Annotated in this window: 23 protein-coding genes and 2 tRNA genes; 10 read left to right on the top strand and 15 right to left on the bottom strand. The window is 42.3% G+C overall.

From position 1 onward, the window contains the following. Positions 1-3 precede the first annotated feature (3 nt). Entirely contained in the window at positions 4-507 is a 504-nt protein-coding gene (locus AM279_RS11115) for a DUF6702 family protein (RefSeq protein WP_054408104.1), read from the bottom strand. Positions 508-558: 51 nt separating this feature from the next. On the opposite strand from AM279_RS11115, the gene AM279_RS20950 reads away from it, so the two are divergent. Next, positions 559-693, top strand: a complete 135-nt coding sequence (locus AM279_RS20950) for a hypothetical protein (RefSeq protein WP_262494130.1) — start codon at positions 559-561, stop codon at positions 691-693. A gap of 3 nt (positions 694-696) precedes the next feature. Then, complete coding sequence (locus AM279_RS11110) at positions 697-1,341, top strand: hypothetical protein (RefSeq protein ID WP_054408103.1); 645 nt, start codon at positions 697-699, stop codon at positions 1,339-1,341. A gap of 75 nt (positions 1,342-1,416) precedes the next feature. Here the strand turns inward: AM279_RS11110 and miaE are convergent, their stop codons facing one another. The 6 genes from miaE to AM279_RS11080 form a co-directional block, all read right to left on the bottom strand. After that, entirely contained in the window at positions 1,417-1,998 is a 582-nt protein-coding gene (miaE, locus tag AM279_RS11105; protein ID WP_054410281.1) for a tRNA-(ms[2]io[6]A)-hydroxylase, read from the bottom strand. 188 nt (positions 1,999-2,186) lie between these two features. Further along, on the bottom strand, positions 2,187-3,287 hold the full coding sequence (locus AM279_RS11100; protein WP_054408101.1) for a DUF4407 domain-containing protein: 1,101 nt from the start codon (positions 3,285-3,287) through the stop codon (positions 2,187-2,189). A gap of 174 nt (positions 3,288-3,461) precedes the next feature. Then, a complete protein-coding gene (locus AM279_RS11095; protein WP_054408100.1) occupies positions 3,462-5,204 on the bottom strand; it encodes a M56 family metallopeptidase in 1,743 nt (580 codons plus the stop codon). Positions 5,205-5,214: 10 nt separating this feature from the next. Continuing rightward, entirely contained in the window at positions 5,215-6,972 is a 1,758-nt protein-coding gene (locus AM279_RS11090; RefSeq protein ID WP_074961348.1) for a M56 family metallopeptidase, read from the bottom strand. A gap of 45 nt (positions 6,973-7,017) precedes the next feature. After that, positions 7,018-8,247: a M56 family metallopeptidase gene (locus AM279_RS11085; RefSeq protein WP_054408095.1), complete on the bottom strand. Its 1,230-nt coding sequence runs from the start codon at positions 8,245-8,247 to the stop codon at positions 7,018-7,020. Continuing rightward, complete coding sequence (locus AM279_RS11080) at positions 8,244-8,615, bottom strand: BlaI/MecI/CopY family transcriptional regulator (RefSeq protein WP_054408093.1); 372 nt, start codon at positions 8,613-8,615, stop codon at positions 8,244-8,246. The genes AM279_RS11085 and AM279_RS11080 overlap by 4 nt, the downstream gene beginning before the upstream one ends. 148 nt (positions 8,616-8,763) lie before the next feature. Between AM279_RS11080 and AM279_RS11075 the strand changes: the two genes are divergently transcribed. Next, positions 8,764-9,723, top strand: coding sequence for a peptidase associated/transthyretin-like domain-containing protein (locus AM279_RS11075; protein WP_054408091.1), 960 nt, complete (start codon positions 8,764-8,766; stop codon positions 9,721-9,723). A 10-nt stretch (positions 9,724-9,733) separates the two neighbouring features. On the opposite strand, the gene AM279_RS11070 is transcribed toward AM279_RS11075, so the two are convergent. The 4 genes from AM279_RS11070 to AM279_RS11055 all read right to left on the bottom strand — a co-directional run bounded on the left by AM279_RS11070 (position 9,734) and on the right by AM279_RS11055 (position 13,198). Further along, positions 9,734-10,600: a hypothetical protein gene (locus AM279_RS11070; RefSeq protein WP_054408089.1), complete on the bottom strand. Its 867-nt coding sequence runs from the start codon at positions 10,598-10,600 to the stop codon at positions 9,734-9,736. Then, entirely contained in the window at positions 10,590-11,135 is a 546-nt protein-coding gene (locus AM279_RS11065; protein WP_054408087.1) for an RNA polymerase sigma factor, read from the bottom strand. Before AM279_RS11065 ends, AM279_RS11070 begins: the two co-directional genes overlap by 11 nt. Continuing rightward, positions 11,135-11,569 (bottom strand): WG repeat-containing protein, encoded by a 435-nt coding sequence (locus tag AM279_RS11060; RefSeq protein WP_054408086.1) that lies wholly within the window; start codon positions 11,567-11,569, stop codon positions 11,135-11,137. The genes AM279_RS11065 and AM279_RS11060 overlap by 1 nt, the downstream gene beginning before the upstream one ends. A 240-nt stretch (positions 11,570-11,809) precedes the next feature. Beyond that, on the bottom strand, positions 11,810-13,198 hold the full coding sequence (locus AM279_RS11055) for a dipeptidase (protein ID WP_054408084.1): 1,389 nt from the start codon (positions 13,196-13,198) through the stop codon (positions 11,810-11,812). A 145-nt stretch (positions 13,199-13,343) separates the two neighbouring features. Here AM279_RS11055 and AM279_RS11050 point away from each other — a divergent pair. Next, a tRNA-Leu gene (locus tag AM279_RS11050) sits at positions 13,344-13,425 on the top strand. Between the two features lie 213 nt (positions 13,426-13,638). Further along, positions 13,639-13,720: transfer RNA gene (locus tag AM279_RS11045), tRNA-Leu, on the top strand. A gap of 76 nt (positions 13,721-13,796) precedes the next feature. On the opposite strand, the gene AM279_RS11040 is transcribed toward AM279_RS11045, so the two are convergent. Beyond that, positions 13,797-14,294: a DUF1772 domain-containing protein gene (locus tag AM279_RS11040; protein ID WP_074961350.1), complete on the bottom strand. Its 498-nt coding sequence runs from the start codon at positions 14,292-14,294 to the stop codon at positions 13,797-13,799. A 290-nt stretch (positions 14,295-14,584) separates the two neighbouring features. Between AM279_RS11040 and AM279_RS11035 the strand changes: the two genes are divergently transcribed. Together AM279_RS11035 and AM279_RS11030 are read left to right on the top strand one after the other, a co-directional pair. Beyond that, positions 14,585-15,691, top strand: a complete 1,107-nt coding sequence (locus tag AM279_RS11035; RefSeq protein WP_054408080.1) for a metallophosphoesterase family protein — start codon at positions 14,585-14,587, stop codon at positions 15,689-15,691. 30 nt (positions 15,692-15,721) lie between these two features. After that, a complete protein-coding gene (locus AM279_RS11030) occupies positions 15,722-16,180 on the top strand; it encodes a hypothetical protein (protein WP_054408078.1) in 459 nt (152 codons plus the stop codon). Positions 16,181-16,276: 96 nt separating this feature from the next. Here the strand turns inward: AM279_RS11030 and AM279_RS11025 are convergent, their stop codons facing one another. Together AM279_RS11025 and AM279_RS11020 are read right to left on the bottom strand one after the other, a co-directional pair. After that, positions 16,277-17,104 (bottom strand): ferritin-like domain-containing protein, encoded by an 828-nt coding sequence (locus AM279_RS11025; protein WP_054408077.1) that lies wholly within the window; start codon positions 17,102-17,104, stop codon positions 16,277-16,279. A gap of 17 nt (positions 17,105-17,121) precedes the next feature. Then, positions 17,122-17,880 (bottom strand): ferritin-like domain-containing protein, encoded by a 759-nt coding sequence (locus AM279_RS11020; protein WP_054408075.1) that lies wholly within the window; start codon positions 17,878-17,880, stop codon positions 17,122-17,124. A 415-nt stretch (positions 17,881-18,295) separates the two neighbouring features. On the opposite strand from AM279_RS11020, the gene AM279_RS11015 reads away from it, so the two are divergent. From AM279_RS11015 to AM279_RS11005, 3 genes are all read left to right on the top strand, one after another. Next, complete coding sequence (locus AM279_RS11015) at positions 18,296-19,327, top strand: LacI family DNA-binding transcriptional regulator (RefSeq protein WP_054408073.1); 1,032 nt, start codon at positions 18,296-18,298, stop codon at positions 19,325-19,327. Positions 19,328-19,363: 36 nt separating this feature from the next. Then, positions 19,364-19,921: a Crp/Fnr family transcriptional regulator gene (locus tag AM279_RS11010; RefSeq protein ID WP_054408071.1), complete on the top strand. Its 558-nt coding sequence runs from the start codon at positions 19,364-19,366 to the stop codon at positions 19,919-19,921. Between the two features lie 62 nt (positions 19,922-19,983). Further along, positions 19,984-20,313, top strand: coding sequence for a DMT family transporter (locus AM279_RS11005; protein ID WP_054408069.1), 330 nt, complete (start codon positions 19,984-19,986; stop codon positions 20,311-20,313). Between the two features lie 54 nt (positions 20,314-20,367). On the opposite strand, the gene AM279_RS11000 is transcribed toward AM279_RS11005, so the two are convergent. Beyond that, positions 20,368-21,687, bottom strand: coding sequence for a serine hydrolase domain-containing protein (locus AM279_RS11000; protein ID WP_054408067.1), 1,320 nt, complete (start codon positions 21,685-21,687; stop codon positions 20,368-20,370). Positions 21,688-21,693 lie beyond the last annotated feature (6 nt).

The raw sequence follows: 21,693 nt of genomic DNA, 5'->3' as shown, positions 1-21,693 counted from the left end.
ATCTTAAAAAGCGGCAGTGCCGTTTGGGTTGTCTTTAGTAAGCAGCAGGCTTTTTTTATCGGGGCCTACTTTAATGTGGGTTATGTTTTGCTGTTCGGCAAAGAGATCCTGCAACAGGGTATTCCGCACCTCAACCGATGTGACTTTTTTTGGCGCAGGCACCGTTAGGTAGCACAGCAGTACATCATCTTCAACCTCTTTGGCAAGGAATGTAAGCGCCTGTGCTTTACCGTTGACTTTTACCGTCATTTTATCGGCAATGTACTTGGTAACGGTGGCGGTGGTTTCGGCAATTTCGCGGTCGGTTGCCAGGTAAAATTTTTTGCCGTACTTGGTTTCCAGCAGCTTGTCGAGGTCGTCTATAAAAATGCGCCCGGTTATTTGCAGGGTTTGCTTTTCGGGCTTGTGCTCAAGCTGCCATACCGACACATAAAACTTGTGCACCCCCGCCGATGTTAGGGATAACGTAAGTATTAGCAGCAATATGTAGCGTGTAAGCGTTTTCATGACGGGCTAAGATAGGGAAAAAATCCTATTTTTGATAAAACCGATTTTATTATGAATGAGCTATATGAATTGACCGATGAGCAGCAAAAAGCTATTGAGAAAGGGCGTGGGCAAATTAGAAACGGAGAGTTTCATAGAAATGAAGATGTGCTGAGGGAGATGAGGGAGTGGCTATTAAAGATATAAACAATGGACGAGAATTTAAAACTATTCGGAAATAAGAAGAAAAATGATTGGATTGCCCTTCGTAACTATATAATTATTGATTCTAATATAAAAAAGAATTGGGAAGATGTAGTTGAATTGCTAAATCTACGTTTAGAAACCAGATATTTCAAACCAATTGAAGCTATCCAAAACATCAAATCATATCAAGGAGAAGGGTTTGCTGCAATTACCTTATTATGTTCATTAATAGAATTTTTACAAAGCTCTTATGAAGGAAAATATTATTTATATGGAGTTCAAGAAACTGAATTCATTTACTCTAGATCTAAAAATATATTTAAACGGTTTCTAACTTCTCATTATCCTTTCTTAGAGTTATTTGATGAAGCTAAAGCTCATGAATTTTATGAAAGTATTAGGTGTGGCTTATTACATGAAGCAGCAACTAAAGATAATTGGAAAATCAATCTTAGGTCTAACAATGAATTTATTGATTTTGAAAGCAAGACACTATATACAAACAACTTTATAAAAGCAATTCGAGAGTATATTAGCAGCTATGAGCAACAAATAATCAATGATGAAAACGGATTGAGATTTAAATTAGCCCGAAAAATGGATTCTTTGTCTGGGACAACTATTGATACTGATGCTCCTTGGTGGTAGTAAACTTGACCTAATACAACATGCGACTCCTCAGACATCAACTACACTCATACGCGAGACAGGCGCAGCCTGTCTCTACCCATGCACAGCCCCACTCTTACCGTAACTCTGTATTAATTCGCCTTCAAACTCAAGCCATTCGGCCCAGCGTTTTTCAACATCTACATCAGTAGCATACTGGCGGGCAAAGCCCAAAAAGGTAGTGTAGTGTGTGGCCTCGCTTACCATAAGGTCGTGGTAGAATTTGGCCAACTCCTTATCTTCAATATTTTTGCTCAGCACACGGAAACGCTCGCAGCTGCGGGCCTCTATCATGGCCGCAAACAGCAGCCGGTCTATAAACGATGTGTTGCGGCTGCCGTCTTTTTTGCAGAATTTCATGAGCTGGTTTACATAGTCGTCCTTACGCTCACGGCCCAGAGTGTAGCCGCGCTGCTCAATAATATCGGCCACCATTTTAAAATGCTGTATTTCCTCCACGGCAATTTCGCTCATTTTCTGTACAAACTCCAGGTGTTCGCTGTTGTTGGTGATCAGGAAAATGGCATTACTGGCGGCTTTTTGCTCGCACCAGGCGTGGTCGGTCAGTATTTCTTCAAGGTTGCTTTCGGCAATATTAGCCCAGCGAGGGTCGGTTAGCAGTTTAAGTCCGAGCATGGCAATCAATTTTGCGCAAATTTAGGGAAATATTACACAAAGCTTCCAAAAACGGTACAGAGGTACAATAAAAAAGTTGCATTTCAGGCTTAACATGACGTGCTTTAAAAATCATTCTATACCCAAAATGCAACCTATATTGTTTGTAGACTCAGTACCTAAGAACCTCAGTACCTAAGCAACTTCCTCTACATTACACTCTTTTGTTTTTCGCTAAACCTGTCGGCCTGCATTTCAAGCATTTCAATGGCTTTTTTGCGTTTGTAGTCATACAGCCCCCGGTCTGTGCGTATATCGGCATACACATCGTCATAAATACCGGCATCGGTAGTGCGCAGCAGTTCGCGCTGGTGGGTGTTTTGTGCCAGGTTGGTGCGTATGGCCGCCTCACTGTCTTCCAGCTTAAAATCATACTCCCCGCGTGGCGAAAGCAGTTTGGCAATAATGGGCGATGTTTCTATGGCCAAAAACAGCAGCATAATAAACAGCGACGGTAAAAAAGGCAGTTTGTTAAGCGCATTAATACGTGCCATAAGCCCGTCAAACCCGTCAATAATGGGCTGGGAGGTAGTTACTTTTTTATCAAGGTCGGCCTGCAGGGTTTTGGCAAGTTTTTCGTTCTCGGCAATTTTGGCCTGGTTGCGCTTGCGCAGGCTATCAAGCTCGGTAAGTGCGGCATCGTGTTTTTGTCGTTTCTCGGCATACACGGGGCCTTTGCCCAGTTTTTTGGTTCCGGCAGTGCCTTCAGCCTCGGTAATATAGGTGTTGTAAAGGCCGTTGACTTCTTTTTCCTTACGGGTAATTTCCGCCTTAAGGCTGTCAGTCTGTGCCTTGTTTTTATCAATATCGCCTTTAAAGTAGTTGGCTACCTGCTTTTTATTGGCAAGGGCCATATCGTTTTTTTCCTTTAGCAGTACGGTATTGATTTCCTTTTCGAAAATCTTAATTTCAAGCGGCTTAGAAATTACAATGGCAATAATTATGGCCAGTACAATACGCGGTGTGGCCTGTAGCAGTTCCTGCCCAAACTTATCGCGCTTGCGTATGGTGCTAACAATAAAACGGTCGAGATTAAAAATAAGCAGCCCCCAGATGAAACCAAAAAACGCGGCAGCATACACATTATCAAAAACGGTGTAGAGGGCATAAGCGGCGGCTATCCACGCCAGGAGTGCTGTAAAGAAGACGGTGGCGCCAATACCGGCATACTTGTTTTGTTCTCCGTTAGAACAGGAGTAGATAATATTCCTGTCTGCCCCGGAGCAGGTAATGAAAAACTTTTTTAACATGATGATTGTTTTTGATGATGATTGATACTGCCTGATTAGGGCGTGATGATTACTGCAAATATAACGTGTTTTTTATTTTAATTGTTGTAAGGGGCTGGTATGTTTTGGTTTACAAATAAAAAATCCGCCTGCCATTACAGCAAACGGACTTTTATGGGTAACTAAATCAAATTCTTAATTCTCGTTAATTTGCACCGGTAGTACAAATGATGTGCGTACTGCCTGTCCTTTAACATAGCCGGGTTTCCACTTTTCAGAAAGCTTAAATACCCTGATAAGTTCATCGCCCAGCTCTTTTGTAAAAGGCTTCTCTACTTTTATACCGCTCAAAGAGCCGTCTTTCTCTACAATAAATTGTGCTACCATGCGCAAATCGCCTGTAAGCTTACCGTCTATTTTATAATTATCGGCTATTAGCTTGTAAAAAGCCGTTAGCCCACCCGGATATTCCGGGTTAGTTTCGGTTTCCTGGGCGCCATATACTTTATCCTGGACTTGAGGAGTGCCTTCTTCCATCTGGCTAATACGCCTGCCACCATCGGGGTAGTAAAGTTCTGTCCTGCTGCTTTTCAGTTCAACGCCGTCTTTATACTGCTTTGAAATGTTCATGCGGTACGTATCGCCTGGGTAGTGGAATTTGCTAAAATTAGCATCATAATAAGCGTGGGTGTACAGGCTAAACTGGTATTGCTGCGGATGCGTTTTGGTACGGGCGTTTTTGTGTACAAAGCTGCCGGTATACAGTGCAAAATCCTGAGGTTTGTATTTGTTCAGCACGCTATTGTCTACATTTTTACCATCAATCCAAATAGCATACGTTTTTTTGTCTTTATAGGTTTCCAGTTCTTTCGCGGTAGGTTCTTTCTTTTTATTCCTTAAAGGAACGTCAAACATATAACGGTCTTTTTCGGCATCGGTAAGCTCTTCATACATTTTGCTGAAGTTTACATTCTTAACCTTATCGTCTATAACTACACGCACATTGCTGTAGTATTCATCGCGGTCTTTGTTTTGGTCGCCAGGTGTTTGGGCAGAAAGCTGTGTAATAGCAGTGTTTTGCGCAACGGTCTCTGTACTTAGTGTGTACACAAGCCCGGCCAGTACCGGCAGTGCAGCCAGTTTAAGAAGTGAGGCTTTTGTTTTAGGAGTGGTTTTGGTCATCATAATAAAACGTTTTTTGGTAATAGAAAAATTTATACTGCTGGCCAGGGCAAATTGCAGTTGAGGCTGCGCTTTGCCCAGCAGCAAAGATTGGTAATTGGTTACGTTATGGTGTTGGCTAAGGGTAGCCGCATCGGCCAGGAACTCATGGTTAAGCTGTATGGCGCGTTTGTATAAATAGAGCAGCGGATTAAACCACATAATGGTTTTAAGCAATTCTATAAACAGTATGTCAAGTGTATGGCGCTGGTTAACATGCGCCAGCTCATGCGTAAAAAGCTCGGGTTCGGTATGGCGGTTTTCATAGTCTTTACGGTTTGTAAATATGGTAGCCATGAAAGTATGAGGCGGTACAGCTTCTTCTAACAAAACTATCGTAGCGCCTTTATAGCCCAACTTTTCGTTATTCTTTTTAACCGTGTAAAACCTGCGGACGTTTAGTGCAAACCGAATAATAAACAACAGCGTTACCAATCCGTAAATGCACCATAGTATATACGGCCAATAGTTGATACTTTCTTCTGGTGTTGGCATTACAGGTGCTAACACCTCAGAGACAGTAATTACTGCCGGGGCAATAGTTTCTGCTTCAACATAAATGGGTATGTTTATAAGGGGCAGCAGTAATGATATTACTACTGAACCCAGCAGATAGAAGCGGTTAAAACGGTGCATGCTTTCGCGTTGCAGCAGCAGGTGATAAATGCCCAGGAACAGTACCAGTGCTATAGCCGATTTTATAAGAAACATAATCATAAGCAATAATTTATTTTAGTGCAACCTTAAAGGTGTAGCTTGTGCGTACAGCCTTGCCGTTCAGTATTCCGGGTTTCCAGTTTTCAGATAGTTTAAGAACGCGAACCATTTCAAGGGTAGTGGCTTCGTCTTCTGCGTTAAGCACCCTGGCATAACTTAACTGTCCGTTGGGTTCTATTAAAACATTCAGGTAATAGGTGGTAATATGCGGGTTTGCGGTTTCAGGCGCTTTAAAGTTTGAAGCTACCAGATTGATGAATTGTTCCATACCACCCGGGTATTGCGGCATTTTATCTACATCGGTATAATTAAAAACATTCTTTGCATTAAAGGCCTTTGATGCTTTTACGTTGTAAAACTTCATCGGTTTTGCAGCTGCCACCACTTTATCATCCTTGTATTCTTTCGTAATACTCATCTTAAAAATACTGTCAGGATAATGGCCCGGTTCCTCCGTCTTTATATGCTTGTTATAATAAGAAAGGGTATAGAGGTAGTATTCAAATATTTGCGGGCGCTCTTTTGTAAGTGATTTTTTTGATCTTGTAAGCGCTGTATAATACACAAACTCTTCGGGTATGCGTTTCTGCAATTCGGTATTATCTACAGGAACTTCATCTATTTCTACATAATAACCTTTTTTGTTTTGTAATTTTTTAAACTCATTTTCGGGGATGAATTTCATGTCTTTACCTTCCGGCACAAAAAAGTAATAACGGCTTTTTTCTTTTTCGGTAAGTTCTTCAAAAGGCTTGTTTATATATACATTGTTAGCCTGGTCGTCAATCAGCACTTTTACACCGCTGTAGTAAGCATCGCGCTTTTTGCGGTATTCTGTAGAATCAGTAACGGTTTGTGAGGTGTTGGGTTTGTTAAAAGCGCGTTCGCGGGCTACGGTTTCTGTACTCAGTGTGTACAATAGCCCTGCCAGTACCGGCAGTGCAGCCAGTTTAAGGAGTGTGGCTTTTGTTTTAGGGGTGGTTTTGGTCATCATAAGGAAGCGTTTTTTGGTAACAGAAAAATTTATACTGCTGGCCAGGGCAAATTGCAATTGAGGCTGCGCTTTACCCAGCAGCAAAGATTGGTAATTGGTTACACTATGGTGCCGGCTAAGCGTAGCTGCATCGGCCAGGAACTCATGATTGAGCTGTATGGCGTGTTTGTATAAGTAAAGTAACGGATTGAACCACATAACGGTTTTCAGCGCCTCAACAAACAATATGTCGAGTGTGTGGCGCTGGTTAACGTGTGCCTGTTCGTGCGTAAAAAGCTCAGGTTCGGTATGCTGTTTTTCATAGTCTGCACGGCTTATAAATATAGTATTCAGGAAAGTGTGGGGTGGCGTTGTATCTTCTAAGAGCACTACCGTTGTGCCATTATAAACTACTTTGGTGTTTTCCTTTTTAACCCAATAGAACCTAACAATGTTTAACGTAAATCTAACAGCAAGCAATAATGTTATAAGGGCGTAAGCGCCCCATAATATGTAAGGCAGGTAATCAATACTTTCTGCGGCTACTATAGCAGGAGGTGCCTGTTGTGTTGTGGCAGCACTTTGTTGCGGTATATAAGCAACTATTGTTTGCTGTACAGTTTCTGCCTCAACATAAATAGGAATATTTATTAAAGGCATAAGTAATGATACGGCTATTGCCTCCAGCAGGTAAAACCGGTTAAAGCGGTGCATGCTTTCTCGCTGTAGCAGCAGGTAGTATACTGTCAGTAAAACGGCAAGTGCTATAGTTGAAGTTAAGATGTAATGAGTCATGGGCAATTTGTTTCCTGATTTTGTTTATACGGCAGGGCAGTTAGATTAATGCGTTTCCAGCGTTATTGGCAAAATATAGCTTGCGCGAACGGCATTGCCATTATCATCCTGTGCCGGAATCCATTTTCCCGATGCCTTTATTACCTTTATGGCTTCGTCTGTTAGTTGCTGGCTTGGCGATTTCAAAGCCTTGATGTCACTCACAGTGCCATCTGTATCAACAATAAACGATACTGTAAGCCTAAGCCTCTTGTCACCCGCCGGTGCTTTTGTTGTGTCAAAATTTGCTATAACCTGCTTGTAAAATGCCGTCATACCGCCCGGGTATTGCGGGAGTTTAGTGTTAACTTCAGAATTTTTTTTAGATGCCCATTCCTTGTAGTCGTTCATTTCCTGTAGTTTCTTTTGTTCAGGGGTTTGGGTGTTTGAGGGCTCATCTGAACACGATACAAGTATCAGCGCTGTAGCTATAGGTAAGATTGCCAGTTGTTTGAGTAGTTTTTTCATAGGATTGGTGGTTTTGGTTATCATAATAAAACGTTCTTTGGTCATGCCGAAGTTGAGGTTGCTTGCCAGCGCAATATGATTTTGATACGTTGCCTTTTGTAGCAAAAGTTCAAGATATTCGGCTTTAGGTGCGCCATTGCTCAGGGCGGCTTCATCAGCCAGAAATTCATGGTTAAGCTGTATGGCGCGTTTGTATAAATAAATCAGCGGGTTAAGCCAAAAAATAGATTTTAGCATTTCAATAAACAATATATCAAATGTGTGGTGTTGGGTAGAGTGCGCCAGTTCGTGATTTAAAAGCTGTTCAGGTAGTCTGTTAGCTTCATATTCCTGCTTGTTTACAAATACCATCCGGGCAAATGTGTAGGGCAGGGACAGGTTGTCTACCAATACAATTGTGGCGTTGCCTAATCCTGTTTTTTTACTCTTACGGGCAACGGTATAAAAGTTTCTCACACCTATGAACAATCGTAGCAGAAATAAAAAAGCAACTAAACCATAAATAATCTGTACAATCCATAGCCGGTTAACTGTTGTTAAGGTTTCTGTAGTTTTAGGAATAACACCTACAGTTATTTCCGGTAATGCAAACGACTGTAAAACTGGTGGAGTACCAATATTTATAAACGGTATTGCCAATGAAAATACTATTGCCCCCAAAAGGTAAAACCGGTTAAAACGGTGCATTTTTTCACGTTGCAGCAAAAGGTAGTATACTGCCAGCAATATTGCCATGCTTATGGTTGATATGATAAGGAAACGTGTCATTTCATTTTCTTTTCAATTTCACTGTCTATAATCCTGCGTAGTTCTTCAAGTTCTGCTGCGCTCATTTCTGTTTCTTTGGTAAAGAAAGAAGCAAACTGTGCTGCCGAGTTGTTAAAAAAGTTCTTTATCATGCCGTTTACCTGTTTAGAAAAATAGTCTGACTTTTCTACCGTAGGATAGTACTCACGGCTTTTGCCATATTCGCGGTAATTCACAAAGCCTTTTTCGGTCATGCGCTTCAGTAGTGTGGCTACTGTAGTGGCAGCTGGCTTAGGCTCAGGAAACAGGTCAAGCAAATCTTTCATGAATGCTTTTTCAAGCTTCCATAAAAATTGCATAAGCTGTTCTTCGGTTTTGGTAAGTTGCATATTCTACAAGTTTAGAATTGTTTCTACAAATGTAGAATAAAAATATTTCTACGCAAGAAGCCACCCAAAAAAAATGCAATAGTTATGCAAACTTTAACAATAATAGCTTTAAAAGGTTGTTTAGTTTGTAAACCAATTATTACAAACCATGAATAAATTACTGTTGTTACTGCTTTTAGCGGGAACATTATGCAACGCCCAGCAAACTTTTAAAGTTGTTGATAGCCTTACACACGAGCCTCTGCCGTACATAAACGTAAACCTGCTTAACGGTTATGGCGTTTATACCGATGCAGGCGGAAATGTACAGCTGCATGATATAGGTGTAACTCAAATTGAACTTTCGGGTATTGGTTACGCAACCAAAAAAGTAATCCTTAGTGAAGTGAAAGGAGAGATACTGCTTGCCCCACAGCCTATTGTGCTCGATGAAGTAACCATACCTGTGGGGAAGCCCGAAATTAAAAAAGTTAAGGCCAAAGGACACCAAAATGAAAGTGAAATGGCTGTGAGCCGCTTTGGTATGGAATATGCCGTTTTTATTCCGGGTGCAGAAACAGAAGCATATATTACGGCACTTTCATTACCGCTTATGGAGAAACACTTTGCTGTTAACCCTGATTACAAATCGCTTTTTCATAAAACGCCTTACAAAACGTTTGTTAAGGTTGAGTTTTTGCCGGTTGTAAACAATGTTCCCGGCGAAGAAAGGCTGTATGATTTTGAAGATGTAATGCTTGTAGACGGCACGCAAAGTCCTAAGCTTTTTGATTATGAGCTGTCGCAACAGATAGAATTACCAAAGGAAGGATTGTTTGTAAAGCTTACCATATTGGGCAGGGCCGATGAAAATGGCGGCTTAATAAACGAATTGCCTTATGACATAGTAACCGATGCCCAGGGTGTGGAGGCAAGGCGTATGAAACAGTTGCAGCCTAACTTTCCGCTAACGGAAATAAAAAAGCAACAGGTGCCTGCTTATACCCATATTATGTTTTCAGCTAATAAAAACTGGAATGTTATAGACCGTCCGCTTGTGTTTGATCCCTCAGAAGTTTATAACGGCTTTACCATAAACATTGGCTATACCCTGAAAACCTATAAATAACTTTTTTATCTCACTTCGGATTTATTTCAAATTTAACGGTATTTGCTGGCAGGGTGTCTCTTTTTATGTTGTTAAGCAGGGTATCAGTATCTACCTCCAGACGCAACCCCGGTTGTGAGCCCAATTGAGGAAAGTTATATTTCAGTTTGTCAGTTTCGGTAATAATGTGGCTGTATGTGCGGTAGCCCTTAGCCTTTATTATAATTTTACGGCCCACATATTGTGCATTTTTTTGAACCGTACTTTTAATAAGCTGGCTGCGCTCTGCCTGGGTTAGCTTTTCTTCAACAGTAATTTCAATTTCTATCTTGTCTTTGCTCTCGTTTACCTTGTAGCCCATTGCAATAACCCCGGCACCCGATGCCGTTGTGTCCTGTTGCCCGTTAGCTGTAAGATAGTGTGCCGTTATTATTTCTCCTTTGTTATTATTGGCTTTTTTCTCAGAATTATTAGCTACGGTAGCTTTTACAGGCATATCAATGGTCAACGAATCAATTGCGTTATCTTTAATTTCAGGTGTTGTTACTATCTGTTTGCCAGTCATTTTTAAATTGCGTGCAATTGTATCATGAATTGCTATTAGTGTATCTTTTACTTCGGTATGCTGAAGTGTAATGGTATCTTTTATAACAGTAATTTCCTGCTGCTGCGTAGGTGCAGGAGCTTCTGTAGTGTTGCGTGTTGCAAGCCATGCTGCCACAAGGCCTGCAACCACAACAAGGCCTGCGCCCGGTAGCAACCATTTGCCTGCCTTAAGCTCACCTTGTGCAGGGGGCTCTATATTGGCTTCAATTTTTGCCCACAGCCCTTCGCCCGGCGTTTCGTTAAACGAGTCGCTGCGGTCTTTAAAATACTTATCTAAATCCTTATCTTCCATCGCTTGCGGTTTTAGGGGTGTGGTTAAAAAAAGTCTTTTTTAGTTTTTCGCGTGCATAATTAAGCTGGCTTTTGCTGGTGCCTTCGCTGATGCCCAGTTGATTGGCAATTTCGTGGTGCTTGTAGCCTTCAATAGCATACAGGTTAAACACAATACGGGCGCCTTCGGGCAGTATTTTCAGCATCTGCTCAATATCGCCTTCCAAAACCATGTTGTCGGTTTTAGATGCATCGTGTAGCTGAATCGCATCGGGTTGCACTTCCTGCTGAAACGTTGTCTTTTTGCGGAGCTCCATCAGGCAGCAGTTAACGGCAATGCGCAAAATCCAGCCTTCAAAACTACCTTCGTTTTTAAACTGCCCAATTTTTTGGAATACCGTTAGGAAAGCATTCATTGCCATTTCCTCGGCACGTTCGCGGTCTTTCATGTAGCGTTTGCAAATACCCATAACATTAGCGCCAAATGTGTTGTACACCTGGTGCTGTGCCTTTCGGTCGTTCTTAAGGCAGCCGGATATAAGCTGGGCTTCGGTCATTAATTTTGTGTATTAGCCGGGTTGTTGGGAGTTGCAAATTTATCATATGCAATGGGTACCACCTCGTTGCCATGAAAATCAATAAAGCCATACTCTTCATATTGTTCTACCATAAGCCAGTTTGGGTTATAGTCGCTTCCCGTTGTAATGCTGTCATATTGAGGGGCTACTATTATGGTTCCCTCAAAATCTATAAGCCCCATTTGCCCGTCCTGAACAATAATAGCCAGCCCTGGCGAGAGCTCCCCAAACGGGCGCAGTTCTTCGTATTCGGGGTTCAGGACTACATTACCGTTGGTGTCAATATACCCCATGCCCATTTGGGTTTCTGTTTTAATCCAGTTGGGCTGTGGTACAATAGGTTTACTTTCGGTGGTTTGTGCCTGCATATACAATGATACGGCAAAAAGGCAAGCGGTAAGCATCTTTTTCATAGTGAATAACGTTTTATGAGGTTCATTTTTCTTAAAGATGCGGATGGGAAAGGGGAAGGTTGGAATGGGTATAAAAAAATCTGCCTTTTTGGGCAGATTTTTTGGTGAGCCTCACCCCAGCCCTCTCCAAAGGAGAGGGAGCAGCTTCACTAGGACGTCAAGAATATGTGAATACAATTCTGTTTTAACATTTGAGTGAAGTTCCACCCCTCTCATTTGGAGAGGGGGCGGGGGAGAGGCCTATTTAGATAATTCCGTAAAATACTTGTAGAATAACGGAATGGTTTCGATACCCCTCAGGTAATTAAATATCCCAAAATGCTCGTTAGGCGAGTGAATGGCATCGCTGTCAAGGCCAAAGCCCATCATTATGGTTTTGCTTTTCAGTTCTTTTTCAAACAGCGCCACAATAGGGATAGAGCCGCCTGAGCGAACAGGGATAGGCTTAACGCCAAAGCTTTCTTCATACGCCTTGGCAGCGGCCTGGTAGCCAATGCTGTCTATAGGCGTAACATAAGCCTGGCCGCCATGGTGTGGCGTAACTTTAACTTTTACACCCTTTGGTGCAATGGCTGTGAAATGTTTTGTAAACAGTTCGGTAATTTCGTTCCAGTCCTGGGCAGGTACCAGGCGCATAGATATTTTGGCGTATGCCTTGCTGGCAATAACCGTTTTAGCGCCTTCGCCGGTGTAGCCGCCCCAAATGCCGTTTACATCAAGCGTAGGGCGTATTGAGTTGCGCTCGTTAGTGGTGTAGGTAGCCTCGCCATAAACGTCTTCAATATCAAGTGCTTTTTTGTAGGCATCAAGGCTAAAAGGCGCCTTCGCCATTTCGTCACGCTCTTCACTGCTCAGTTCTTCTACTTTATCGTAGAATCCGGGAATGGTAATATGGTTGTTTTCATCGTGAAGCTGGGCAATCATCTTGGCCAGGATGTTTATGGGGTTAGCCACAGCGCCGCCATAAAGCCCGCTGTGCAGGTCGCGGTTAGGGCCGGTAACTTCAACCTCTACATAGCTCAGGCCGCGCAGGCCTGTGGTTATAGAAGGCTGTGTATTGCTAATCATACCGGTATCGCTAATCAGGATAACATCGTTTTTAAGCTTTTCCTGGTTGCGCTCTACAAACCAGGCAAGGCTTGGTGAACCCACTTCTTCCTCGCCCTCAATCATAAACTTAACGTTGCAGGGCAGGTTGTTGTTTTGCACCATGTACTCCAGCGCCTTAACGTGCATGTACATCTGGCCTTTATCATCACACGCGCCGCGTGCAAAAATAGCCCCGTCCGGGTGCAGTTCGGTTTTTTTGATAACCGGCTCAAATGGTGGCGATGTCCACAGATCAATAGGGTCGGCGGGCTGCACGTCATAATGGCCGTATACTAATACGGTAGGCAGGGCAGGGTCTATGGTTTTTTCACCATATACAATAGGGTAGCCTGGTGTTTCGCACAGTTCAACGTGGTCGCACCCGGCAGCCTTTAGGCTTGCCAAAACGGCATCGGCAGTATTTATTACATCCTGGCTGTAGGCGCTGTCGGCACTTACGCTGGGAGATTTTAGTAATTCAATGAGCTCATTTATAAATCGGTCCTTATGCTGCCCGACGTAGCTTTTTATGTTATCCATTTCGTTTTTAATGATATACGGTTTACTGCCAAAAGTACAGAAAAAATAATAATTATTTTTTTGTCAATTTACTTGCAGGTATGGAAAACTGCCGTATATTTGCACCCGTAATAATGAAACACACAATGTCAGTTATTATCAGCCTGCGGGTGTGGTGAAATTGGTAGACACGCCAGACTTAGGATCTGGTGCCTCACGGTGTGAAGGTTCGAGTCCTTTCACCCGCACAGCAAAGCCTCTGAGAAATCAGGGGCTTTTTTTATTGCCTTTGCATGGTTTGAGGGTAATGTTTGTCCGGCCTTATATTCCTGTTTTTAAACATGGTATCTTCTTTCTGAAAATAAATTGTTATTTCCCTCTATAATTTAATTGCAAATATTAAAAACCGTTGTATATTTGCAGCCTGATACTGAAACAAGCTACTTGTTACTATCAAGCCTGCGGGTGTGGTGAAATTGGTAGACACGCCAGACTTAGGATCTGGTGCCTCACGGTGTGAAGGTTCGAGTCCTTTCACCCGCACAGTAAAAAACCCTCTGAATATCAGAGGGTTTTTTATTTTAATTATTTTTCGTTTTTGTTCTTATAAAGCTGTTTTTTATAAAACAGGCTGTTTGCCTGTTACTTGCTTAGAGTATATCTTGTCTATTGCTAAAAATGAACATACAACACCTACAAATAATATAAATGATCTTACCCAGTTCATAGTGCTCCATTCATGCGATAATCTTTTAAGGGTTTCTGTATCCGGCAATTTCTCTGAAACAAACATAATGTCGCTTCTTGGATGGAAATAGAGAAAAGCAAATATATCTCCGGATATATAGCATGCCAATGCAATTGCTAAAAGCAGTCTTATAGAGACTGATTTTTTCCAGAATAAAATGAGGGCAGCTAATGCTAATAATTGAGTAAAAGGAGAAAATATTTTGAAGAAATCTCCGGGATTCACACTTTTGAAGTACTCCCTGGCGGCGATTATAGAAGTTGGAATATTAGCGTCAGCCGCCGCTGCGTTAACTAACGAATTATAGATGTTTGCAAAGAGAATGCCGCTTGCAAATGATGCAGATGCTAACATAATTATTTTTCTCATAAACCATTGTATTACTTGTTGTTATTATAGATTTATTTGTTTCATAAGTAAAGATAATATTTTGCGGTTCACCAGTTTCCGGAATTTTTGTTTTATATGTAACTATCTCATTTATTGCATTTTTTTATTTTTAATGCTTTAAAACGCACTGGTGAAAATTTTATTTTTTTTTAAAAGCATTGAAAGGTTTTTTGATGCAATATTACCAATCCATTATTATTACAAAAAACCTTGACCGTATGCTTTGTGCGGGTTATCTTGCAGCTTAATTAAAATGCCTGCATTGTTTCATGAGCTCTCAGCCCAAATACACACAACCTATATTTAGACTCAACCAGCCTGACGACAGCGATAAAATACAGCAGCTTCCTGCTCCATCAGGGACTTATCCATACCGTCTTGAGGCTGCAAAAGTAGTTGGCCTGCCTGAAGATAAATTTAGTTTTCACATGGTGGGCGATACCGGAGGCATGCGTTATCCCGAAGGCCAGCGCCTGGTTGTTGAGCAAATGTGTGGGCAAATAGAAGGTGTGCCTAAAGGCGAAGCACCTGCATTCTTATATCATTTGGGCGATGTTGTGTATCATTATGGAGAAGCCGAAAATTATGATAGGCAGTTTTTTAAACCTTATGCTGATTACCCAGGGCCTATATTTGCCATAGCAGGAAATCACGATACTGATGTTAACCCTTTTGTTGCGCCTTATGAAAGCCTTGATGCCTTTACAGCTGTATTTTGTGATGCCGAAAGGCGTGATGTTGCTTTTAGCAAAAGTAAAAACCGCAAGAGCATGGTACAGCCCAATGTGTACTGGACGCTGAAAACACCCCTGGCAAATTTTATTGGGCTGCACAGTAATGCTACCAAGTTTGGTTATGTAGATAATGAGCAACGGAAATGGTTTGTTGAAGAGTTGAAAACTGCGGCAGGCGAACGTCCCGGTAAAGCTATAATTGTATGTGTGCACCATGCGCCTTATTCGGCTGATTTTAACCATGGTTCAAGTCTTTATATGATCAATATGCTTGAAGAGGCTTTTGATGAAAGTGGTATTCGTCCCGATATTATTTTAAGCGGGCATGTGCACAACTACCAGCGTTTCCATAAAATATATCCTGACGGCAAGATGTTGCCCTTTATTGTATGCGGGGCAGGTGGATATGATGAGCTTCATGATTTGGCGCCTTTTGATGATACCGAATATACACCTCACAGCCCGGTTTTAGAGTGTGTAACCATGCAAAAAGCGGTGGTTATGAAGCATGGCTTCCTTAATATTACACTTGAGCGTAAAGGGGAGGGCGTGCAAATATCGGGGGATTATTACATTGTGCCTGAGCCGGGGGTAGAGCAAACATTGTTAATGGACTCATTTAAGTATGTTATTTACGAATAGTTTATTATATTTGGGTAAAAACCAATAATAATGAAAAAACTTCTGTTCGTAATTTTGATACCTGCTTTATTTTCATGTAAAGAAATGCCCAAACAACCCAAGCATCCGGTGGTTGAAGAAGTTGCTGAAGAGCCTACCCTGGCTGTAACCACATTTCCTCTTGCTGATGTTCCTGAAGATATGATAGGCTGTACAACAGGGCTGTTTTTAAGCCAGCATGATAAAACCAAAAATAACTTTGTTTTTATTAACGATTTTGAGGAGAATGCCATTGTAGGTATTAACGGCAAACAGGTAAAGTTTAAGCTTGAGGAGTCTCCGGAAGGCAGCCATACTTATATTTATGGTGCTGAGGGATATAAGCTAACCATAAAAATTACCAAAGAAGTACAGTCAGGATATGAAAATGCCGATGTTGAAGCCGAGTTTTTGCTGCAACGCGGCTCATCTATACTAAGGAAAACCCTTGTGGGTTATCGCGGTTGCTGATATATTAAGTTTGCCGGAATATTTTCTAAATAAAAACTGCCCGCAAAGATATCCTCTGCGGGCAGTTCAAATAAAATAATCAACGTAATCCTTAAATTATGGTACTATAAAGATGCTGGCAATGGTAGTTGCCTGCTGGCCTGTTAGTATTTCATCAAACGATTCTGTAGCACCGTTGTTGGTTAAAGCCGGGCCGTTAGTAGCCGTAAGGCCCACTATATTAGCACCGCCGTGTACGGTGTTTTGTTCGCCGTCATAAATAGGCTGTGTAAACGATGGCAGGTCGCCGCGGCTGTTGCCGGTAATCCAGCCTTTTTGCCCGCGTAGCCTGCGTATTTGAGATGCGTGTCGTGCCTCAACACTGTGTATCTGCAAGGCTGCCGTAAGCAGGTCGCCATTGCTCATCAGGTTGCCTGCCTGTCCTTTGTAGGCGCGTACGCCTGTATCTTCAAAGGCCTGCGCCACGGCAAGAAATGTAGCATAGTCACCAAACGGATCAAGTAGTGCGGGTTGTGCGCCACCCTGTGCACCGGTAAAGTCAAACTCAGGTTTAGCAGGAGCAGCATTACCCAGTGCCTGTTGTAAAAATGCAACGTGGTCTGCCTCATGCTGAGATATTTGTGCTATAATAGCTTGGTCTGCAGCAGGTATAAGTCCATTGGTGTCAAGTGCAATAGCATAAAATTCATCTTCAAGATATTCCAGTGTAAGGGCTAATTGCAATGCTGCGGTGGCCGTTTCGGGAGTCGAGCTTTGTGCCCTTGCCTTTGTGGTAAACAGCATGCTAAGCGGCAGGGCAGCCATAGCGGCGCCAGCGCCAATTTTACCAAACTGTGCAAAACTGTCCCTTCTTGATTGTTTTTCGCCAAGGCTTTTTATAACGCCTTCGTTTGTAAACGATTCTATAAGCTTTAAAATGTTCATGGTTTCAGGTTTTAGGGTTATGGTAAATATTGGGCTGTAAAGGCTGTTTGTATAAAGTCAAGGCTTGCCACTACGGGCACAATCTGGCTTGGCTTTTGTGCCTTGTCAAGGCCGTTGCCATCTACCACATCATTACCTGCAAAATCTGCCGAACCCGGGTTTATAAGCGAGCGTATGGCTGATGCATGGCGTGCTTCTATCGAAACAATTTTGCCTGCAATAACCAGGTAGTCCGGGTTGGTAATATACCTGCCGGCACCGTTATAAGCGCTTACGCCTGTATCTTCAAGTGCTTTAGCTGTGGCAAGTACGCTGGTGCGGTTGCTAAAATTTACACTATCGTAGCTAAACTCAAGGTCGGGAAGCAGCATGCCATCAGTGCCTTCAAGGGCAGCAGCAATTGCCACACGGAAAAACTCACGGTGGTATACTTCATGCTGGTATAGGTCGGCCAGTACCTGTTGTTCTTCTCCGTTAAAGGTTGCGCCAAAAGTGTTGCTGTTTACTACGCGGGTGTAAAAATCAGCTTCAAGCTGCTCAAGGGCATAAGCATAGGTAAGAATACCGGCGTCGCCACCACCCAGATCAAAAACACCATTGCGTATTCCGGGTAGCTGACTTGGGTCAACATTTCTACCCGCATCATCGTCATCGCTACAGCCAGCCAGTAGCAGCCCGGTTCCGGCCAGGGTAAGCCCGCTGATTTTTAAAAAGCTTCTCCTGCTGGTAAGGCTGCCGGTGGCTACCTCGTTGACAGATACTTTTGTCTTTTTCATAATTAAAGGATTTGTTAGTTAATAATTGAGCGGTGTGGTCTTTGTTATTTCGTTGGATTTCAAAGTTCCCCTTTACTTACGCCAATTAAATGTTAATGGTTTTGTGCTTTTTAAAACGTTTTAGTGGCTTTAACGGTTTTTTAATAAAAAAATAACATCCCGATTTGTAGCTAAAGTGAGTGAGAGCAGTGCATAAAGTGAAATTTTTTCGTTTTTCGAAAAACCATAATCTACTGCCAAATTAGTAAGCTTTTTACCAATACTTTAACCTTTGTTTGAAGCTAAATGCATTTTGCAAAACCGAAAAAAATGATTTGATGTAAGGCGTTTCCTGAAAATTTTTCAATTATATCGATAGAGGTATAACATTTTCGTGAATTTTTTCGTTACTTTACCATATCAAAACATCTGCACAATGAGACCAAAAGCTACCTTAAAACAAATTGCAAAAGAACTCGGCGTTTCTGTTTCAACCGTGTCAAAGGCGCTTAGTAACAGCCCCGAAATCAGCGAACCTACAAAAATCAAGGTTCAGGAATTCGCAAAGCTTAAAAATTACAAGCCCAATAACATTGCCGTTAACCTGAAAAGTAAAAGGTCTAAAACTATTGGGGTTATTATTCCTAATATTCTTAACCCGTTTTTTGCCAAGGTATTTAGCGGTATAGAAAAAGAAGCCAATGCAAGGGGCTATAACGTGATTACCTGTATAAGTAACGAACAGCTTAATAAGGAAATCCACGCTATGGATATGCTAAGCAACGGTACTATAGACGGTTTTATACTTTCTATTAGCGATGAAACACAAAAAGAGCAGGAGTTTAAGCACTTTAAGGAGGCTATGGCCGATGATATACCGGTTGTGATGTTTGACCGCATTAGCGATGAGGTAAACTGCGACAAGGTTATTGTAGATGACTTTGACAGTGCGGTGTATGCCGTAAACCACCTGATAAAAACAGGCTGTAAAAATATTGCATTACTTAGCAACCTTGATAATACCAGCGTGGGTAAGCTGCGCACAGAGGGCTACCTTCAGGCGCTTAAAGACAATGGCATTGCCATAAACGAAGGCCTTATACTACGCTGCGAAAGCAATGATGATTTTGATGATAAATTCCCTGCTTTTTTTGATATAAAGAGTAAGAAGATAGACGGTATTTTTGCTGTTGAAGAACACGCATCGGTAACTGCGCACAAAGCGGTGCTTAAAGCCGGTTTTAAAATACCTGAAGACGTACAGATTATTGGCTTTGCCGATGGTGTATGGAGCCGCAGGTTAACGCCAAGCCTTAGTACGGTAAGCCAGCACGGACCCGAAATAGGCGAGGCTGCTGCCGATATGCTTATAAACAGGCTTGAGGCTAAAGCAGGCGAGGAGCTGGGCTATGAAACCCGCGTTATAAAAACCGAGCTTCGCCAGCGCGAGTCTACCAGGAAACTATAATATATAACTACTGTTTTGGTTAATACACTAAACAGGATGACAACACTATACCCGCTAAGTGCCGAGGCGCTTAGCGGGCTTTGTGCTTTATTTAGCCCCGTTGACGTGCTAAAGGGTACCGTTATCTTTCGTGAAGGGCATATAGAAAAATCGGTGTATTTTTTAGAACAGGGCATTGTGCGGGCCTATAGCGACAGCCATGAAAAACAGGTAACTTTTTGGTTTGGTTTTGAGGGCGATTATGTAATATCTGCACAAAGCTTTGTAAACAACCGCCCCGGCTACGAAAGCATGGAGGCGCTGGAAGACTGTATTTTGTATGAAGCTGATGGCAAAGCCCTGCTCTCACTTTTTGAAACCAGTGCCGAACTGGCCAACTGGGGCCGCAAGCTTGCCGAACACGAGTTCCTGAAAGTGGAAGGTATGTTTATAAACCGCCAGTATAAAACGGCATCGCAAAACTATAGCGAGTTGGTGCAGCGCATACCGTCATTGCCCAATCGTCTGCCACTTAAATATATAGCCTCATACCTTGGCATAAGCCAGGTGTCTTTAAGCCGTATAAGGGCAGCCATGGCAAAAGGCATTATTTAACAAATGTAAATTCCGGAGCCAATTATGGGGGTTACCTTTGCTGCAACTTTAAGCAAAGCATTATGAACTGGATTTACCTGATTATTGCCGGCCTGTTTGAAATAGGCTTTACATCGAGCATGAAAATGTCTAAAAACTTTACCGATTATAAATGGGTGGCGGCATTTTTTGTATGCATTATCATGAGTTTTTATTTTGTAAACAAAGCCACGCAAACCCTGCCGTTGGGTACTGCCTATGCTGTGTGGACAGGTATTGGGGCATTTGGTACGGTAGTAATGGGCATTGTGTTTTACAATGAGCCGGCTACATTTTGGCGTTTGTTTTTTATAACCACACTGGTACTTTCTATAATAGGGCTTAAATTTTTTGGCGGTGAAGCCGAAGCATAAACAACAAAGGCCGCTAATTACAGCGGCCTTTGTATTAATACTATTAACGGGTAATTATTCTTTGGTAAACTCGTTTTTACGCCCTGCCTGGTCTAAGATAAAAGTATTATCCTTAAAGGTAATTTTTATCTGGGCGGCGTCAAATTTAAATTCGGTATTGCTAATGGCATCAAGAGGGAAAGCCCCCTGGCCTGTAGCCTGGGCTAAAAATTCGCCGTGTTCATACATTATGGTAACTTTTAGCGGAAAGCCCGCGCAGGCATACGTACCGGTATAGCCCTGTAAAATAGCTGCATCAACCGCAACAGTTTTAAGGTCCGGGAACGTATAGGGTAATTCATAATAACAGTTCAAAATGCCAATAAGGATATCGTTCATAGGCATTACCTCTGCGTTAACCACTAATGCTACGGCAAGCTTTTCTTCGCGGTTGTAACCCAGCATAGAGCTGAAGCCTTCTATATGGCCGCCGTGCCCCCAAAAGCGCTTTTTATTAAACGGTATTGGGAAAATACCCCTGCCTACTTCGTCCTGCAAGGTTGTCATTAATTCAACCGATTCAGGTTTGATAATCTTACCTGCAAAAAGTGCCGTAATAAAGGTGTCCAGGTCGGCTGGGGTACTTTGTATGCCTCCGGCTGAGTATGCCACACTCTGGTCCCACTCATCCCATTTTTCGGCTACTGTGCCGGCCAACATGTAGGAAAATGCCTCGTCCTTATCAGTCTCTACTTTATCGTAAAAAGAAGTTTCTTTAAGTCCTGCTGTTCTAATTACCATTTTGGTTACGGCCTCTGTGTAAGGCTTTTTGGTAATGTCTTCAATAATATAACCCAGTAATAAAAAGTTACTGTTGCTGTAATCACTTTTAGTGCCGGGTTCAAAGTCGCTTTCAAAGCCCTCAATACGTTTAACCATATCTGCTTTGCTTTGCGGCGTGGCGGCATAGCCCATAAAATCTTCAGTATTGGTATAGTTAAAGATGCCGCTTGAGTGGCTCAGCAGGTTGTTTATGGTAATCTTATCAGCGTTTTTAACCTTTGGATAGAATTTAGACAGCCTGGTGTCCAGCGACAGCTTTTTATCTTCAATAAGCTTAAAAATGGCCGTTGCCGTAAACATTTTAGAGATGGAACCTATCTTGTATTTAGTGTGCACATCAGCCTTTTTATGGTTCTCGAAATCAGCATAGCCATAGGCTTTTTCAAATACAGGCTTGCCGTTTTGGGTTAGGGTAACGGCACCCATAAATTTATTGTTATCAGCCAGGTAAGTAAGCAGGCTGTCGATTTTTTTGTATTTGTCAGATTCCTGAGCAACGGTAGTGCCAAGGCATAACAATGCAAGTGCAGCGGCAAGCGTAGTTTTCTTCATGATTGT

Origin of the sequence: Flavobacterium akiainvivens (assembly GCF_001278115.1) — a bacterium.
Lineage (GTDB): Bacteria > Bacteroidota > Bacteroidia > Flavobacteriales > Flavobacteriaceae > Flavobacterium > Flavobacterium akiainvivens.
The sequence above is the reverse complement of the archived record's forward strand: the minus strand, read 5'-3'. Positions and strand labels throughout refer to the sequence as shown.

Coding starts and splice junctions, on each gene's coding strand:
- AM279_RS11075 (WP_054408091.1), top strand. CDS start 8,764: ATGAATAAATTACTGTTGTTACTGCTTTTAGCGGGAACATTATGCAAC.
- AM279_RS11025 (WP_054408077.1), bottom strand. CDS start 17,104: ATGAACATTTTAAAGCTTATAGAATCGTTTACAAACGAAGGCGTTATA.
- AM279_RS11015 (WP_054408073.1), top strand. CDS start 18,296: ATGAGACCAAAAGCTACCTTAAAACAAATTGCAAAAGAACTCGGCGTT.
- AM279_RS20950 (WP_262494130.1), top strand. CDS start 559: ATGAATGAGCTATATGAATTGACCGATGAGCAGCAAAAAGCTATTGAG.
- AM279_RS11030 (WP_054408078.1), top strand. CDS start 15,722: ATGAAAAAACTTCTGTTCGTAATTTTGATACCTGCTTTATTTTCATGT.
- AM279_RS11095 (WP_054408100.1), bottom strand. CDS start 5,204: ATGATTATGTTTCTTATAAAATCGGCTATAGCACTGGTACTGTTCCTG.
- AM279_RS11060 (WP_054408086.1), bottom strand. CDS start 11,569: ATGAAAAAGATGCTTACCGCTTGCCTTTTTGCCGTATCATTGTATATG.
- AM279_RS11070 (WP_054408089.1), bottom strand. CDS start 10,600: ATGGAAGATAAGGATTTAGATAAGTATTTTAAAGACCGCAGCGACTCG.
- AM279_RS11005 (WP_054408069.1), top strand. CDS start 19,984: ATGAACTGGATTTACCTGATTATTGCCGGCCTGTTTGAAATAGGCTTT.
- AM279_RS11020 (WP_054408075.1), bottom strand. CDS start 17,880: ATGAAAAAGACAAAAGTATCTGTCAACGAGGTAGCCACCGGCAGCCTT.
- AM279_RS11080 (WP_054408093.1), bottom strand. CDS start 8,615: ATGCAACTTACCAAAACCGAAGAACAGCTTATGCAATTTTTATGGAAG.
- AM279_RS11115 (WP_054408104.1), bottom strand. CDS start 507: ATGAAAACGCTTACACGCTACATATTGCTGCTAATACTTACGTTATCC.
- AM279_RS11090 (WP_074961348.1), bottom strand. CDS start 6,972: ATGACTCATTACATCTTAACTTCAACTATAGCACTTGCCGTTTTACTG.
- AM279_RS11085 (WP_054408095.1), bottom strand. CDS start 8,247: ATGACACGTTTCCTTATCATATCAACCATAAGCATGGCAATATTGCTG.
- AM279_RS11000 (WP_054408067.1), bottom strand. CDS start 21,687: ATGAAGAAAACTACGCTTGCCGCTGCACTTGCATTGTTATGCCTTGGC.
- AM279_RS11110 (WP_054408103.1), top strand. CDS start 697: ATGGACGAGAATTTAAAACTATTCGGAAATAAGAAGAAAAATGATTGG.
- AM279_RS11040 (WP_074961350.1), bottom strand. CDS start 14,294: ATGAGAAAAATAATTATGTTAGCATCTGCATCATTTGCAAGCGGCATT.
- miaE (WP_054410281.1), bottom strand. CDS start 1,998: ATGCTCGGACTTAAACTGCTAACCGACCCTCGCTGGGCTAATATTGCC.
- AM279_RS11100 (WP_054408101.1), bottom strand. CDS start 3,287: ATGTTAAAAAAGTTTTTCATTACCTGCTCCGGGGCAGACAGGAATATT.
- AM279_RS11065 (WP_054408087.1), bottom strand. CDS start 11,135: ATGACCGAAGCCCAGCTTATATCCGGCTGCCTTAAGAACGACCGAAAG.
- AM279_RS11010 (WP_054408071.1), top strand. CDS start 19,364: ATGACAACACTATACCCGCTAAGTGCCGAGGCGCTTAGCGGGCTTTGT.
- AM279_RS11035 (WP_054408080.1), top strand. CDS start 14,585: ATGAGCTCTCAGCCCAAATACACACAACCTATATTTAGACTCAACCAG.
- AM279_RS11055 (WP_054408084.1), bottom strand. CDS start 13,198: ATGGATAACATAAAAAGCTACGTCGGGCAGCATAAGGACCGATTTATA.